This is a genomic window from Buttiauxella sp. (genome assembly GCF_049686335.1).
Taxonomy (GTDB): domain Bacteria; phylum Pseudomonadota; class Gammaproteobacteria; order Enterobacterales; family Enterobacteriaceae; genus Buttiauxella.
Genome location: NZ_JBAVHX010000010.1, coordinates 191104 through 203730 on the forward strand (window position 1 = coordinate 191104; position 12627 = coordinate 203730).

At 49.5% G+C, this 12627-nt stretch carries 24 protein-coding genes; 4 read left to right on the forward strand and 20 right to left on the reverse strand.

Annotated elements, in window-relative coordinates; genetic code table 11:
• Together minD and minC are read right to left on the reverse strand one after the other, a co-directional pair.
• Window positions 1–813 (reverse strand): septum site-determining protein MinD, encoded by an 813-nt coding sequence (gene minD, locus WBL83_RS09580; RefSeq protein ID WP_034495914.1) that lies wholly within the window; start codon window positions 811–813, stop codon window positions 1–3.
• A 24-nt stretch (window positions 814–837) separates the two neighbouring features.
• Window positions 838–1545: a septum site-determining protein MinC gene (gene minC, locus WBL83_RS09585; RefSeq protein WP_424589362.1), complete on the reverse strand. Its 708-nt coding sequence runs from the start codon at window positions 1543–1545 to the stop codon at window positions 838–840.
• Window positions 1546–1671: 126 nt separating this feature from the next.
• On the opposite strand from minC, the gene WBL83_RS09590 reads away from it, so the two are divergent.
• The 4 genes from WBL83_RS09590 to WBL83_RS09605 all read left to right on the forward strand — a co-directional run bounded on the left by WBL83_RS09590 (window position 1672) and on the right by WBL83_RS09605 (window position 4372).
• Entirely contained in the window at window positions 1672–1947 is a 276-nt protein-coding gene (locus tag WBL83_RS09590) for a YcgL domain-containing protein (protein ID WP_183269515.1), read from the forward strand.
• A 75-nt stretch (window positions 1948–2022) separates the two neighbouring features.
• A complete protein-coding gene (locus WBL83_RS09595; RefSeq protein ID WP_424589363.1) occupies window positions 2023–3090 on the forward strand; it encodes a lytic murein transglycosylase in 1068 nt (355 codons plus the stop codon).
• A gap of 78 nt (window positions 3091–3168) precedes the next feature.
• A complete protein-coding gene (locus WBL83_RS09600; RefSeq protein WP_424588923.1) occupies window positions 3169–3828 on the forward strand; it encodes a fumarylacetoacetate hydrolase family protein in 660 nt (219 codons plus the stop codon).
• Between the two features lie 97 nt (window positions 3829–3925).
• Entirely contained in the window at window positions 3926–4372 is a 447-nt protein-coding gene (locus WBL83_RS09605; protein ID WP_424588924.1) for a YcgN family cysteine cluster protein, read from the forward strand.
• A 26-nt stretch (window positions 4373–4398) separates the two neighbouring features.
• Here the strand turns inward: WBL83_RS09605 and WBL83_RS09610 are convergent, their stop codons facing one another.
• The 18 genes from WBL83_RS09610 to WBL83_RS09695 all read right to left on the reverse strand — a co-directional run bounded on the left by WBL83_RS09610 (window position 4399) and on the right by WBL83_RS09695 (window position 12460).
• A complete protein-coding gene (locus WBL83_RS09610; protein ID WP_424588925.1) occupies window positions 4399–5682 on the reverse strand; it encodes an Arm DNA-binding domain-containing protein in 1284 nt (427 codons plus the stop codon).
• A gap of 33 nt (window positions 5683–5715) precedes the next feature.
• The gene (gene xisR / locus WBL83_RS09615; RefSeq protein WP_424222752.1) at window positions 5716–5964 is read right to left on the reverse strand and encodes an excisionase family protein; all 249 of its coding nucleotides are present in this window, start codon (window positions 5962–5964) and stop codon (window positions 5716–5718) included.
• A 143-nt stretch (window positions 5965–6107) separates the two neighbouring features.
• Window positions 6108–6584 (reverse strand): hypothetical protein, encoded by a 477-nt coding sequence (locus tag WBL83_RS09620; RefSeq protein ID WP_424588926.1) that lies wholly within the window; start codon window positions 6582–6584, stop codon window positions 6108–6110.
• The gene (locus WBL83_RS09625; RefSeq protein WP_424588927.1) at window positions 6581–6901 is read right to left on the reverse strand and encodes a hypothetical protein; all 321 of its coding nucleotides are present in this window, start codon (window positions 6899–6901) and stop codon (window positions 6581–6583) included. The genes WBL83_RS09620 and WBL83_RS09625 overlap by 4 nt, the downstream gene beginning before the upstream one ends.
• A 1-nt stretch (window position 6902) precedes the next feature.
• Entirely contained in the window at window positions 6903–7316 is a 414-nt protein-coding gene (locus tag WBL83_RS09630) for a hypothetical protein (protein WP_424588928.1), read from the reverse strand.
• Complete coding sequence (locus WBL83_RS09635) at window positions 7309–7812, reverse strand: class I SAM-dependent methyltransferase (protein ID WP_424588929.1); 504 nt, start codon at window positions 7810–7812, stop codon at window positions 7309–7311. Before WBL83_RS09635 ends, WBL83_RS09630 begins: the two co-directional genes overlap by 8 nt.
• Window positions 7805–8092 carry a hypothetical protein gene (locus tag WBL83_RS09640; protein ID WP_424588930.1) on the reverse strand — a complete coding sequence of 96 codons (288 nt, stop codon included), beginning with the start codon at window positions 8090–8092 and terminating at the stop codon, window positions 7805–7807. The genes WBL83_RS09635 and WBL83_RS09640 overlap by 8 nt, the downstream gene beginning before the upstream one ends.
• 10 nt (window positions 8093–8102) lie before the next feature.
• On the reverse strand, window positions 8103–8309 hold the full coding sequence (locus WBL83_RS09645) for a hypothetical protein (protein WP_424588931.1): 207 nt from the start codon (window positions 8307–8309) through the stop codon (window positions 8103–8105).
• A gap of 230 nt (window positions 8310–8539) precedes the next feature.
• A complete protein-coding gene (locus WBL83_RS09650) occupies window positions 8540–8755 on the reverse strand; it encodes a hypothetical protein (RefSeq protein WP_424588932.1) in 216 nt (71 codons plus the stop codon).
• 157 nt (window positions 8756–8912) lie between these two features.
• Window positions 8913–9077, reverse strand: coding sequence for a DUF2737 family protein (locus WBL83_RS09655; RefSeq protein WP_424588933.1), 165 nt, complete (start codon window positions 9075–9077; stop codon window positions 8913–8915).
• Window positions 9078–9148: 71 nt separating this feature from the next.
• Window positions 9149–9559: a hypothetical protein gene (locus tag WBL83_RS09660; protein ID WP_424588934.1), complete on the reverse strand. Its 411-nt coding sequence runs from the start codon at window positions 9557–9559 to the stop codon at window positions 9149–9151.
• Window positions 9559–10119: a hypothetical protein gene (locus tag WBL83_RS09665; protein ID WP_424588935.1), complete on the reverse strand. Its 561-nt coding sequence runs from the start codon at window positions 10117–10119 to the stop codon at window positions 9559–9561. The genes WBL83_RS09660 and WBL83_RS09665 overlap by 1 nt, the downstream gene beginning before the upstream one ends.
• Window positions 10119–10949 (reverse strand): PD-(D/E)XK nuclease-like domain-containing protein, encoded by an 831-nt coding sequence (locus tag WBL83_RS09670; protein WP_424588936.1) that lies wholly within the window; start codon window positions 10947–10949, stop codon window positions 10119–10121. The genes WBL83_RS09665 and WBL83_RS09670 overlap by 1 nt, the downstream gene beginning before the upstream one ends.
• Window positions 10946–11236, reverse strand: a complete 291-nt coding sequence (locus WBL83_RS09675; protein WP_424588937.1) for a host-nuclease inhibitor Gam family protein — start codon at window positions 11234–11236, stop codon at window positions 10946–10948. The genes WBL83_RS09670 and WBL83_RS09675 overlap by 4 nt, the downstream gene beginning before the upstream one ends.
• A 103-nt stretch (window positions 11237–11339) precedes the next feature.
• Window positions 11340–11522 carry a hypothetical protein gene (locus tag WBL83_RS09680; protein WP_424588938.1) on the reverse strand — a complete coding sequence of 61 codons (183 nt, stop codon included), beginning with the start codon at window positions 11520–11522 and terminating at the stop codon, window positions 11340–11342.
• 71 nt (window positions 11523–11593) lie between these two features.
• Window positions 11594–11977, reverse strand: a complete 384-nt coding sequence (locus WBL83_RS09685; RefSeq protein WP_424588939.1) for a DUF2528 family protein — start codon at window positions 11975–11977, stop codon at window positions 11594–11596.
• 106 nt (window positions 11978–12083) lie between these two features.
• Entirely contained in the window at window positions 12084–12320 is a 237-nt protein-coding gene (locus WBL83_RS09690; RefSeq protein WP_424588940.1) for a hypothetical protein, read from the reverse strand.
• 2 nt (window positions 12321–12322) lie between these two features.
• Complete coding sequence (locus WBL83_RS09695; protein WP_424588941.1) at window positions 12323–12460, reverse strand: hypothetical protein; 138 nt, start codon at window positions 12458–12460, stop codon at window positions 12323–12325.
• Window positions 12461–12627: the final 167 nt, after the last annotated feature.

Consider the following 12627-nt stretch of genomic DNA (forward strand, 5'->3'; position numbering starts at 1 on the left):
TTATCCTCCGAACAGGCGTTTGAGGAAGCCTTTCTTCTCTTCTTCAATGAAGCGGAAAGGGCGATCTTCGCCAAGCAGGCGCTCAACAGTATCTGCATAAGCTTTACCTGCGTCAGCTTCCTGGTCAAGAATGACCGGCTCACCCTGGTTTGATGCGCGTAGAACAGATTGATCTTCTGGGATAACCCCGACCAATGGAATGCGCAGGATTTCCAGCACATCCTCCATGCTTAGCATGTCGCCGCGGTTAACACGACCTGGGTTATAGCGAGTCAGCAGCAGGTGCTCTTTAATTGGTGCTTCACCGTTTTCTGCACGGCGAGATTTAGAAGAAAGAATACCGAGGATGCGGTCTGAGTCGCGCACTGATGAAACTTCAGGGTTAGTAGTGATAACCGCTTCATCAGCGAAATAGAGCGCCATTAATGCGCCTGTTTCGATACCCGCAGGTGAATCACACACGATAAATTCGAAGTCCATATTCTTCAGGTCTTCTAATACTTTTGCCACGCCTTCGCGGGTGAGGGCGTCTTTATCGCGAGTCTGTGATGCCGGGAGAATATAGAGCTGCTCGGTGCGTTTATCTCTGATTAACGCCTGATTGAGAGTGGCATCGCCTTGAATGACGTTGACGAAATCGTAAACCACACGACGCTCGCAGCCCATGATCAAATCCAGGTTACGCAAGCCAATATCAAAATCGATGACGACGGTTTTTCTTCCCTTCTGGGCCAAACCCGTAGCGATGGCCGCGCTGGACGTGGTCTTACCGACGCCCCCTTTACCCGATGTAACAACAATAATGCGTGCCATAAAGGAATTCCTTGTTAAAAGGGCTTAATTCAAAGGTTGAACGGAGAGAGCACCACTGGCCAAACTCAGGCGTGCCGCTTTCCCATAATAATCAGCTGGTATTTGTTCACTCAGCCAGTATTCACCCGCTATTGAGACCAACTCAGCAGCAAGATTTGTACAGAATATTTGTGCATCACGATCGCCACTGGCACCCGCCAGGGCACGGCCACGCATCATGCCGTAAACATGAATATTACCATCAGCTATAAGTTCTGCACCGGCACTGACGTGATTGGTGATAATCAAATCACAGTTTGGGGCATAAATGCGCTGTCCGGAACGAACCGGGGTATCAATCAAACGCGTTTTTGTGACCGAGTTAACAATGGGTTCGACAGGAGCTGCAACCTCAACGGGCGCGGCTTTAGCACGTGAATTCTTTTCTTTCCCTTCCGTCAGAAGTGGCAATCCGGCACGCTCAATTTCTTTTTTCAGCGCTTCGTCTTTACATCCACTAATCCCGACAACTCGCAATCCGGAAGAAACCACAGCTTGTTGGACTTTTTCCCAGTTAACTGAACCATCGAGACTGGCAACATTCACCACAACCGGTGCATTTTTCAGAAAGGCTGGAGCCTGGGATACTTTTTCCTGAAGGGCCTGGAGGATCACCTCGGGTTGTGCATCATGTAAATGAAGCACTGATAAGGTAAAACTGCTGCCTTTTAACTCGATTGGCGTGTTTGACATCCTGGCCTTACTCAATTCAGTTTTAATCCCCACTGGTGTGGGACGATATTCCGAAGTACATCTGGCATGTTATAGTCACAGGTATATTCAGGCAAGCCACCATCTGGCGAAAATAGAGTAAAAAAAATGTTTTGTGTGATCTACAGAAGTAGCAAGCGTGACCAGACATATCTATATGTCGAAAAAAAAGACGATTTCTCTCGGGTTCCTGAAGAATTGATGAAAGGTTTTGGCGTACCCCAATTGGCGATGTTATTACCGCTTGATGGGAGTAAAAAACTGGCCAGTGCCGATATCGAAAAAGTAAAACAGGCACTAAAAGACGAGGGGTATTATTTGCAGCTGCCGCCGCCTCCTGAAAGTTTGTTAAAAATGCACCTCGAAAATAGTCCGAAAAAATAAGTTTCAGACTAGCGCCAAATCTTTCCTATACATAAAGGTAGATGATATTTAGAACAAATCACCGCGGGGAAAATGATGAAGACTCCAGCAATTTGTTTAACGGTCATCGCCTTTATGCTTAGCAGCTTTAGCGCGACATCCGCCGAAGAGCCACCGCAATCCCTTGAAAATGCACCGATTGCCTCTAAGCCTGAAGCGAAGCCCGCGCCAGCCACACTGGCACAGCAAGGGCGTGATCCCGCCGAATTTCCCGCTTATGTCGAAACCCTTAAAACACAAGCCAGATCACAGGGCATCAGCGACAACACCATTAATAGCGCATTCGCCAACGTCCATTTTGTTGATCGGGTCGTCAAATCTGACCAGAACCAGCTTGAAAAGAAAATCATGCTTGATGAGTATCTGGCCCGGGTCATCACGCCGGAAAAGATTGAAAAAGCCCGCGAGCAGTATCAAAAGCATAAAACCGAGTTAAACCGAATCAGCAAGCGGACTGGCGTACAAAGCCAGTACATCGTGGCACTGTGGGCGATGGAAAGTCATTTTGGTGAGATACAGGGGAAAGAGGACATCATTTCTGCCCTTGCTACACTCGCTTTTGAAGGACGGCGTGAAGCCTTTTTCACTAAAGAGTTGATGGCGTCTTTGAAAATTCTCGACCAGGGGCTTATTAAGCCAGAGGAGCTGAAAGGTTCATGGGCGGGGGCGATGGGGCAAAGTCAGTTTATGCCCACTTCATATCTGCATTACGGTGCTGATGGCGATGGTGACGGTAAAATTGATATCTGGACTAACATTAGCGATGTTTTTGCCTCTACCGCCAATTATCTGCAAAAGGAAGGGTGGAAAGCAGGAGGCTCATGGGGCCGGGAAGTCGTCATACCCAATGATTTCGATACCGCCCTTGAAGGGACGAAAACCAACCAGAGCAAAACCGTTACTCAGTGGAAAAAATTAGGTGTCACACTTAAAGACGGAAAGCCGCTGCATGCGTCTAATCGCAAAGCGTGGATCGTCACACCCGATGATAATCTTGGGCGCTCATTCCTGGTCTACAACAACTTCCGCACCATAATGCACTGGAACCGTTCTTACTATTTTGCGATAAGCATCGGCACGATGGCAGATGCAATCGCACGATAACGTCGACTCATCAGTATTCAGTGGCGATTTTTTTCTCTAGTATCAAATGCAGTTAACACAACGACGCAGAGGAAAGGCATGTATCAGCATCATAATTGGCAGGGTGCGCTGCTGGATTTTCCGGTCAGCAAAGTAGTGTGTGTAGGGAGTAACTACGCAAAACATATCAAAGAGATGGGCAGTGCGACACCAGACGAACCGGTGTTATTCGTCAAACCTGAAAGTGCGCTGTGCGATATTCGTCAGCCTTTGGTTCTGCCACAGGATTTGGGTTCCGTTCACCACGAAGTGGAACTCGCGATTCTGATTGGTTCAACTTTAAGAAAAGCAACGGATGAACATGTAAGCAAGGCCATTGCGGGATACGGCGTGGCACTTGATCTTACGTTGCGCGATTTACAGGGCAAACTGAAAAAAGCAGGCCAACCGTGGGAAAAAGCTAAAGGGTTCGATAATTCGTGCCCGATCTCGGGTTTTATTCCCGTGAGTGAATTTAGCGGCGATCCACAAAATGTGCCCATTGCTTTAAAAATCAATGGTGAAATCCGTCAGCAGGGCAGTACCTCCGATATGATCCACAAGATCGTACCGTTAATTGCCTATATGAGCCGATTTTTCACCTTGCGCGCCGGTGATGTCATTCTCACCGGAACCCCTGAGGGCGTAGGGCCGTTGAGCAGCGGAGATGAACTGGAAGTGAGCTTTGCAAACCACAGCCTGACAACCCGCGTACTATAATCAATTTGCCGCCCGCGGGCGGCAAAAGGCGGCAAAACTTGCATCTCACGCTCAGAGTGTTTATAAGGTGCGCTTGTTTTAATTACGGGACACCATCATGACTACAGCGCCGTTCTGGCAGTGCAAAACTCTTGACGAAATGAGTGACGCGGAGTGGGAATCTCTCTGCGACGGCTGCGGCCAGTGCTGTTTGCATAAGTTGATGGATGAAGACACGGATGAAATCTATTTCACCAACGTCGCCTGTAAGCAGCTAAACATCAAAACGTGCCAGTGTAAAAACTATGCCCGCCGCTTTGAATTTGAACCGGACTGCATCAAGCTTACGCGTGATAACCTGCCGACCTTCGAATGGTTACCCCACACCTGTGCATATCGCCTGTTAGCAGAAGGCAACGATTTACCCGCATGGCATCCCTTGTTGACCGGCTCTAAAGCCGCAATGCACGGTGAGCGTATTTCGGTAAGACACATCGCGGTGAAAGAGTCCGAAGTTCGTGACTGGCAAGACCATATCTTGAACAAACCTGAGTGGGCTGATTGACGTATTGATTTGAAAGGAGTTTTGTCTTACTGCGATATTGCCTGGGGCATCTGTGGGACATCTTCACTAAAATTAGCGTTCATAATGCTCATCTGATCGCCGTTGTTATCACTCATCCATTTCCCGTAAACGTTGTAAACCATCTGCGCAGAAGTGTGACCCATTTGCGAGGCGATAAAGTTCGGGTTGGCCCCCGCGCTTAATGCCCAACATGCAAATGTGTGTCTCGACTCGTACGCTTTCCGGTGGCGAATACCGGCGCGCTGCAGCATCAGATTCCACGTTGCACCAAATGACCCTGGCGCGTACCAGTCTCCCCCGATCCCATTTCTTGCGGTAAGCTTTGGCACAAATACAAAGGTGCACTCATCTATGCGCGTTCTCCCAAACTCTCGCAGATGAACTTTTACTTTGTGCTGCTTACCCATACGGGTATACACCATCTGATTTTTTAGCGCCTGAATCGCTGGAAGAGTCAGATTTATGGTCCGGTTACCGCACTCAGTTTTCGGCGGGGTAAAGTGGTCCTTAATAGCCAGATTGCGACGGACCGTTATCGTCCAGTTTCTGGTGTCGATATCTTCCCAGGCCAGTGCGCTTATCTCCCCATGCCGTAACCCGGTATTGACAGCCAGAACCCACAAGTTACGTATCTGCTCTGCAGGTGCCGCATCCAGTAGTCTTCGATATTCGTCTTTGCTCAGCGGGTCTGGCTCAGGCCTGCTCTTGCGTAACGGGTCAACACCTGTGAATGGGCTCTTGTCGATGTACCCGTTATGCACTGCAAACTCCATCATTCCAGACAGGCATGCCAGATAAACGTTTACCGTTCTTACCGTGCGGCCCTTTTTGGCAGACCGGTTCAACTGATGCTTTCCGTTAACCTGATACCCGGTAAGCAGTTCCATCCTCATAGTCAGAATATCTTCGTGTGTAATAGATGAAAGAAGCCGCTCCGGCCCAAGCTCCTGCGTAGTTATCTTGATGAATGACTTGTATCGCCTGAATGCGTTCTCAGTTATTTCCATCCTCTTTAGCTCAAGCCACTTCGCTGATATCACCCCAAGCGTAATGTCTTGCCCGGTGATGCCGAATTTCTTCAGGTTCGGCGACTGTGGAAACTGCGCGGCATAGTTAAAGGTCCCTGTCTTGATTGCGAACCCGATAGACGTACGCAATTCCCCGGCTATCTTCCTGTTCTTCGGCGTATCCTCTACGCCCAGCGACTCCCTGACTCTCTTCCCCTTGTAGATAAACCACAGCCGCAGCGTGCCGCCGTGGTTCTCCACGCCAGTTGGATATTTGGACATGCATACTTCCTCGTTGTCGAAAGGTGAGGGTATTTAAGCAGATTTCTTGCGGGGGATCGCCGGGCGTTGTCTTTCTACCCAGTTATCGACTTCGTGGCGGTTATACATGATCGGGCTGTTATCCCAAGGATTGCAGTCTCCGGAGTAGTGGCGATACTCCTTCCCCTCAAGCCACGACTTCTCTCTTGCCATCTTTATGGCGTTCTTTGTGAGGCCAGTTATCTGCATCAGAACTTCGATGGTTACCCACTTATTTGGAACCAGTTGAATTAATTCGCTCATGGCTTTCTCCAGGCGTAAAAAAACCTGCTCAGATGCAGGTCATATATGGTCTTTAATCGTGAAATTTAATCGAAATGGCTTATATATAAACCGTTACGGGTGTAATGGCTCACGTATGAGCTTATTTGCATGTAATTTGGTGGTTATGGTTCATTTGTGACACTTGGCGCAGCTGCAATCATGGCAGCCCAGCATAACTTGGCTTTATGTGCCGCCTGCTGGCATCCGCTCATAGCTTTGTATGCCTCCCATTCATCCGAATTACTAAAGAATGAGTCCGGTTCAGATTCAAACCCTTCAACTACCATATTTTCTGTTGGCTCAACTGGAACCAGTTTCCAGCCAGTAGGCACAAGCTGGAGTGGTGGGGCTTCAAACAATGGGCCCGGGGCAACATCGAATCGACGCCAGCGAATATCACACTTTCTTTCTTCGCCTGGCTTGTTCCACGCAACAACATCAGCCACTGGCTCACTGCTAGCCTTCCGTAGCGCCAACGCCTCACGCGCCAACTCCATCTGCTCGCCGCGAGTAAGCCCATTATCAAGCGGCTGGCTGATGAATAATTCCAGCCGCTCATCACTCAGCGTCTGCTCTAATCCCATGCGATTGGTAGTCATAGTTCCTCCGGTAAATCAGTCCAGACAGTTACAGAGTAATGCTCTCCGCACTTATCAATGCAGGGAGACGCAAGCCCAACTTCAATCGTGCAATTGAAAACAGATTCAGAAGCATCAGCGGTATAGAAATAGCCTCTTGTAAAATAACCAGGCGTCACCACACCGCATCCGCAATCACACACCCAGGAAATTCCGGCTGGTAGTTTTATGCAATCTGTAGGCTCGCGAATAATTTTGAATTCGATGTGTGGATATTTATCGAAAATTTCATTCAGTGAATGTCGATGAATATCCAATTCAAATTGCTCAAGATCCATCTCACTCACTCCCTTCAACAGTGCCACCGGCGGTGCGAATATCTGCACGGCATCGGTCATATCCCGCTTTGAAAATCTTTCCAGGACTATCTGCAAACCCTAAGCCCCACGCTATGATTGTTGCGGTTTCAATACTGATTTCGTCAGGCGTTTTAGAGGCGTTCCGGTACTGCTCCAGCTCTGCGTTTTGAGCATTGAACAACTCCAACAAAAGCCCGATGTCAGACGGATGCAGCATTTTGTCATACGGGGCGCGGGCCTGTGCTTTATCGTAAAATGGAACGTCTTTTTTTGAGACTTCCAAATAATGAGCGGCATTGATTTTAAGACGCTCTGCATATGCCCTAATACGTTGTTCCAGTTCAGGTGTTAGGTACGATTTATACCCTTCAAGCGCTTCTATTCCCTTATCCATTGCTGGCCTCCTTCACAAACAGAATCCAGTGAGTCTTGTCGTTCTTGCCAGTGCGCTGCCCGATGATAGCTTTCTCTGGAGTAAGCGCCAGAATCTGGCTAACCGGTATTTGGGTTTCGTTCCATTTGAATATGAGCACGCCGTGTGGCCGCAACACTCGAAAGGCTTCAGCGAACCCGGCACGCAAATCATCGCGCCACGTTTCTTTGTTCAACTTCCCGTACTTCTTACCCATCCAGGCGGTATCACCGACGCGCTCAAGATGCGGTGGGTCGAACACAACGACCGGGAAAGAATCGTTGGCGAACGGCAACGAACGGAAGTCGGCAATCAGGTCAGGACGAATGACTAGGCGCCGATCGTCGCAAAGCGTATGTTCTTCGCTACGAATGTCGATGAACACAGCCCGCTCATCCTCCTTATCCAGCCAGAACATGCGGGAGCCGCAGCACATATCGAGAATTGAAGGCATGGCTTCGTATGCTGGGTTAGTCATGATTGGATTCCTTGTTAATCGCATCACGCACGCTCTGCTTGTAGTAATGGTGAAAAGCGAATGTCAGACCAAGCTTTGTGGCGCTCTGGTTTTTGGAGCTCAAAAGACCAAGCTCTGTGGCGATATAGGTAGCCGTCCCACCGGAGTGATAACCAGCGGCACGCTTCATTACGGTTTCAGCCAGGATAGTCCGGAAGTCGGTGCGCCCGAAGTTAGTACCATCAAACGCTTGATTCACTACTTCATCGGTAAGGTGCTTGTCGCAGACGATACCTTTCATCTCTCATCCCTCAATGCTGAGCAAATTGCTCGCGTTCGTGTTTATTCGCATATCGCCACAGGTAGCCTCGATGTGACTTAGCGCGACCACTGATGGCTTCGTTAATGCCTGAGCGATGAAAGCCAGGCGCGTAATATGGCGACGGAAAATAGACTTGCTCACCTGTCTGCTTATGGATGCCGATAACCGGCTTTTGGCGGTCTAATCGCTGTTTCAATGGCGATCCTCCAGAGTTCCGTTAGCGACGCCCATCCAGTAAATGAGTTGCCGCCTGGTGTAGATTGGGTGGTATTTCGTTTCGTACTTGCTGAGGATGCGGAGATAGATTTCTTTTCGCTCTTGCGCGTTCCTTGCGCCTTCTTCCTTCCATGCTGATTCAACATCTCCCCAGCATGCACGCGCAGTGGCTCGTATTGCATTGCTCTCTGTTGCGTTCATGAGAGCCGCCTATTGCTTTGGTTTCCACTCGTAAGCGGGAGCGATAATTTGTTCCATGCAGGTGCCGCGCTCGTTGTACTGCTCAAGCGCATCAAGGATGTCTGCATCTGTCTGCGTATCTCCATAGCTGCCAACAGTGCACAGCAATTCGATTGGTGCGCCAAGGTTTTGAAGCGCGATAGTCAGTTGCTTGGCGACTTTCATTTTCATAGCTTCGTCACTCATTGCGATGGCTCCTTAATTAGTGCTGTCAGATCGATAATTTCTTCACACAAATCTGTGTACTGGAATGGCCCGCAGTTATGTGAATTTCGACGCGCAGAGAAAGCGCGGCGGCGAAGCTCCTTTAGTGCAGTCTGCAACTCCTCGTAAGTTGGCTTGCTCATTTCCCACTCCCTTGCAAAAGACGATTCAGAAACCGGTTATCGTTCACCGATGGAAAACTACAGCGCTTCATCAGCTCATTCCGTGATGGCATTGGGCGCTGTCTGCGGCGTATGGCTAAGTCTCCCGGCGTGATGTCAGGATCATACTGATTGGTTCGCATGGGTAATCCCCTTAGTCGCTAGTGCGATGAGGTTTGTGTTTGGATTTGATAGTCGGGGTAGGTGGCTGGAATCAGCCGAGTGCGTCGATATAAATGCCAGCTTTGATAAGTCTGGCCCGGCGCTTCGCCGCTTCGATGTTCTTCTCTTTCATGCCAGGGTGAAGGTGTGACAGCGTCCTTTTGCTAACCAGAATGCTTTTACCTGCGGTTGGTTTTACCCGGTTACCGCCGATGCTCTCCAGTGTGTAAGTCCTGTCCAGTCTCCTTCCTTCCAGCTTCACCCAGTCACTCGCTGATATAACCGCAGTAGCAGAGCCAGAAAGCAGGGCGCTACGTGCATAGCGGTTGAATGCCGGTAAATCCATTCCGAGCATTGCGGCAAGCTCCGATCCGGTTGCTGGCCCTTTACTTAGCCGCCAGCAAACGCGCTCCTTCATCCCTGAGTTATTACACCCGCGCCGATAGAAAATTGAGTGTTTCATTACTCACCACTTTCATTTCCAAGTTCTGATTTCCGCGCCTGGTATGCTTCATCAAGCTTTTTGAGCTTGTCGTCATCGCCAGTTAATGCAGCTTTCGTTTTCTGGTAGAAGTGCTCGAGCTTCTTGTCGGTGGCTGCGATTGCCTGCTCGCAGAACCACGAAAGCGGATCGACGACATTCAGCTTTTCAACTCGGTGCTCGGTGCGCTTGCCGCGGGAAGTGGTGAGCATTAGCGAAAATGCCGCCTCGACGTGACTCATCGCCTTAACTTTGATGCCTCCGACTGCAACGCCGCCATACTTAACGGAAGGGTCACCAATCAGCGTCAGTGACTTTCCGACCCATGAATGCCCGTCATTGCCCCAGCCACCAATCAGAACGCGCCGCATTGATTTAGACGGCTTGTATGGACGACCATCAAAACCTTCAAGGTCAATCATTACCGGCTGCTCTTTGTTTCCGGCACGAACTAATTTGATTGCTGCCGTTATGCTTTGCGTCTGCACATCCTCAAAGTTGAGTTGGTCAGATTTGGGAATTATTGTTTGTGACAGATCCATTAGAGATATACCTCTTCATCAAATTCTTCTTCAAACAGATAGCCAGGCACGTTGATTTCGCTTGATGGCAATACCATGCCTTCCGTCTGCGGCGTATCGCCAGCCATGCATTCAACGAGCTTATTCATGGCCTCAAACATGATCTTTCTGCCGAGCTCAAGAGAGTCCTCGCCGATGTAGTACATGCAGTTTTTGAATGGTGCGGTGTTCTCGATAGCGAAGAAACAGAACTGGTTAAGCTCGCGCCCGGTGACCAGCTTCAGAACGTACAAGTAAAATGCCGCCTGAACGTGGTAGTGATACTGACCGAATGCCTGGCTGAATCCGCGCTGCGTTGCGTCCCTGCAACTTTTCACATCCAGCGGGTAGGGGTGGCTATCTGATAGTCTGTCGAAACGGCACTTGAGGCGCATGCCAGTAATAGGACAGGTGGCGAACATTGAAACTTCTGAGCGCCCATTTGCCGCCATGTAATCGGCAAAATCATCATTAAGGCCAGACGATTCAATCATCCGGCTTATGGTGTCGACTTCATTGCCGATGAGTATCTTTTCCGGATCGCAACCAGACGCCAGCGCTTTGTATTCCTTTGATGCTCGGGTGCTGATATCTGGCTTTAACAGGAACTCCCGTTCAAACAGTTCCGGCTCAAGCAGAGCTGCGTGTATCGCCGTTCCGATCTGCGCCGACTTGCTGCCTTTGAATGGGTTGAAATAGAGATTTGCCGGGCTGACGCTAATCGACTTGATTGTCGTGGAGCCCACCGCCTCATCCTTGTGGTAGTCCTCGTTCGAAAGGTCGTAATAAATCCCCGATCGTAATTCGCTCACTGGAAGCTCCTGTTAATTTTCGCCTGGTTTGTTGCGATGATTTCCGCTGCCATCCGCAGAAAGTTCGCGGCTGCATCCTGAAATTCAACGTTATCCATGAATGCCTGAGATACGGCCTTCTTGTCGGCGCTCAGGGATGAGGTGATCATTGCTTCAAGCTTGCTGAGTGGCAGCTCGTTATCGAACCGGTCAGCAAGCTCTGCCTCTTCTTCCTCATCAAGCACCTTGAGCGCCTCAGCGTCTTCACGGCGATACTCTTCACGGTCATAAGCGCGATAAGCGTTCATATTTCCTCCTTCTGCGGCTCCGGCAACTTAACCGGTACGCCCATGTCTTTCATGAGTCGTGCAAACTGTTCGTCTGTCATGTTGCGATGTGAATTGTTCTGGCTCATGGATGCCCCGGTTTACACAGCGAGGCTACGAGGCGATCAAACAACTTCTGCAATTGAGTTTTTAAATCTGGCTGGCGAAAGTCCGCGCTCGTTAATACATTGCAACGGGCGAACTCAATATCTTTGATGGCGTTAAAAGGGCGAACCGATGCCGCCCCTGCAATAGCTAGCTGTTGCATGGTGTGCTCCTGTTAGGGTTGTGTTCATTCATCAGCGTTGACGCTCAGGGATGGGCACAAAAAAGCCGCTGTCACGCGGCCTGTGGGATTGTTTTCTCTTTTATCGACATGTCGTCGTAATCTAGATCTAAGTCTTCGGTATCGATAATCTTGATGCCCTGGCTTCCATCCATCGGCGGCCAACCTTCCTGCCCGTTACCTGAATCCCAATCGAATTGTTTAATCAATCCGTCAATGCCGTAACCGGCAGTAAACTGGATATAGATGATTTCTCGCGCCAGCATTTTCAGCACTGCATTAAGTACGCCGTCGTGCTGCTCAACGCGCCATTCTGCATTGCTCCAGAAGTTGTTCAGTTCGTGTAATGCTTCATCGGTAACAACGTCATGGTCAATTTCAACGGTGACATTGGCCTTCCAGTCGTAATCAATTTCGTAGCGCTTAATGTTCGGCATACTTTTCTCCAGGCAAAAAGAAGCCCGCACGGTGGCGGGCAATCGAAACAACGAGGGCTTTCAGTATCTGTTCTCAGGGAAAGCTGAAAGCAGATACGGAAGCTGGTCACATACAGAATGGGACTTTGATATATTTCCGTTTCTTCAGGGGGAAGTAGAGATATCCCCAATAGCAATCTTCACAATTCGCATGCTGCTCGACGAGGACATAAGGCATTCCATGCACTGTATCCTCCTGTTTTTCCAGTCCTGACTCATCCTTTAGCTCGACTATGCTCGGGAAATCCAGCTTACAATCGTCGTAGTAAGCAGCAACGCGCTTGATGAACTGAACCAATTCCATATCTATTCTTCCTCTTCATCGTCGGCTGGTTCGTCGACAATCTGGTTATTCACCGCGCCGCATACCTGGCACTCGGCGTGCGTCAGGTTCGACCATGGACCCATCCAGATGACCAGGCCGCCGCAAGATGCGCACTCCATATCTATTCTCCTGTAGCCTTGCAACCAGACTGAATCACGCTGTAATTCCCATTTTTCTTTTCAGAAACCGAGAAATAATGGTTGCCAGATATGCCTATTCCCCAGCTTGTAGACGTCCCATCATCAGGTTTCTTTTCTCGAATGAAGTGATTAAGAGCCACGGTCGC

What these genes read in the sequence shown, in the direction of transcription:
- WBL83_RS09690 (WP_424588940.1), bottom strand. Translation starts at nt 12,320, where the DNA reads ATGGAATTGGTTCAGTTCATCAAGCGCGTTGCTGCTTACTACGACGAT.
- WBL83_RS09660 (WP_424588934.1), bottom strand. Translation starts at nt 9,559, where the DNA reads ATGAAACACTCAATTTTCTATCGGCGCGGGTGTAATAACTCAGGGATG.
- WBL83_RS09605 (WP_424588924.1), top strand. Translation starts at nt 3,926, where the DNA reads ATGACTACAGCGCCGTTCTGGCAGTGCAAAACTCTTGACGAAATGAGT.
- WBL83_RS09600 (WP_424588923.1), top strand. Translation starts at nt 3,169, where the DNA reads ATGTATCAGCATCATAATTGGCAGGGTGCGCTGCTGGATTTTCCGGTC.
- WBL83_RS09635 (WP_424588929.1), bottom strand. Translation starts at nt 7,812, where the DNA reads ATGACTAACCCAGCATACGAAGCCATGCCTTCAATTCTCGATATGTGC.
- xisR (WP_424222752.1), bottom strand. Translation starts at nt 5,964, where the DNA reads ATGAGCGAATTAATTCAACTGGTTCCAAATAAGTGGGTAACCATCGAA.
- WBL83_RS09650 (WP_424588932.1), bottom strand. Translation starts at nt 8,755, where the DNA reads ATGAGTGACGAAGCTATGAAAATGAAAGTCGCCAAGCAACTGACTATC.
- WBL83_RS09625 (WP_424588927.1), bottom strand. Translation starts at nt 6,901, where the DNA reads ATGGATCTTGAGCAATTTGAATTGGATATTCATCGACATTCACTGAAT.
- WBL83_RS09620 (WP_424588926.1), bottom strand. Translation starts at nt 6,584, where the DNA reads ATGACTACCAATCGCATGGGATTAGAGCAGACGCTGAGTGATGAGCGG.
- minC (WP_424589362.1), bottom strand. Translation starts at nt 1,545, where the DNA reads ATGTCAAACACGCCAATCGAGTTAAAAGGCAGCAGTTTTACCTTATCA.
- WBL83_RS09675 (WP_424588937.1), bottom strand. Translation starts at nt 11,236, where the DNA reads ATGAACGCTTATCGCGCTTATGACCGTGAAGAGTATCGCCGTGAAGAC.
- WBL83_RS09655 (WP_424588933.1), bottom strand. Translation starts at nt 9,077, where the DNA reads ATGCGAACCAATCAGTATGATCCTGACATCACGCCGGGAGACTTAGCC.
- WBL83_RS09665 (WP_424588935.1), bottom strand. Translation starts at nt 10,119, where the DNA reads ATGGATCTGTCACAAACAATAATTCCCAAATCTGACCAACTCAACTTT.
- WBL83_RS09685 (WP_424588939.1), bottom strand. Translation starts at nt 11,977, where the DNA reads ATGCCGAACATTAAGCGCTACGAAATTGATTACGACTGGAAGGCCAAT.
- minD (WP_034495914.1), bottom strand. Translation starts at nt 813, where the DNA reads ATGGCACGCATTATTGTTGTTACATCGGGTAAAGGGGGCGTCGGTAAG.
- WBL83_RS09610 (WP_424588925.1), bottom strand. Translation starts at nt 5,682, where the DNA reads ATGTCCAAATATCCAACTGGCGTGGAGAACCACGGCGGCACGCTGCGG.
- WBL83_RS09695 (WP_424588941.1), bottom strand. Translation starts at nt 12,460, where the DNA reads ATGGAGTGCGCATCTTGCGGCGGCCTGGTCATCTGGATGGGTCCATGG.
- WBL83_RS09640 (WP_424588930.1), bottom strand. Translation starts at nt 8,092, where the DNA reads ATGAAAGGTATCGTCTGCGACAAGCACCTTACCGATGAAGTAGTGAAT.
- WBL83_RS09590 (WP_183269515.1), top strand. Translation starts at nt 1,672, where the DNA reads ATGTTTTGTGTGATCTACAGAAGTAGCAAGCGTGACCAGACATATCTA.
- WBL83_RS09630 (WP_424588928.1), bottom strand. Translation starts at nt 7,316, where the DNA reads ATGGATAAGGGAATAGAAGCGCTTGAAGGGTATAAATCGTACCTAACA.
- WBL83_RS09680 (WP_424588938.1), bottom strand. Translation starts at nt 11,522, where the DNA reads ATGCAACAGCTAGCTATTGCAGGGGCGGCATCGGTTCGCCCTTTTAAC.
- WBL83_RS09595 (WP_424589363.1), top strand. Translation starts at nt 2,023, where the DNA reads ATGAAGACTCCAGCAATTTGTTTAACGGTCATCGCCTTTATGCTTAGC.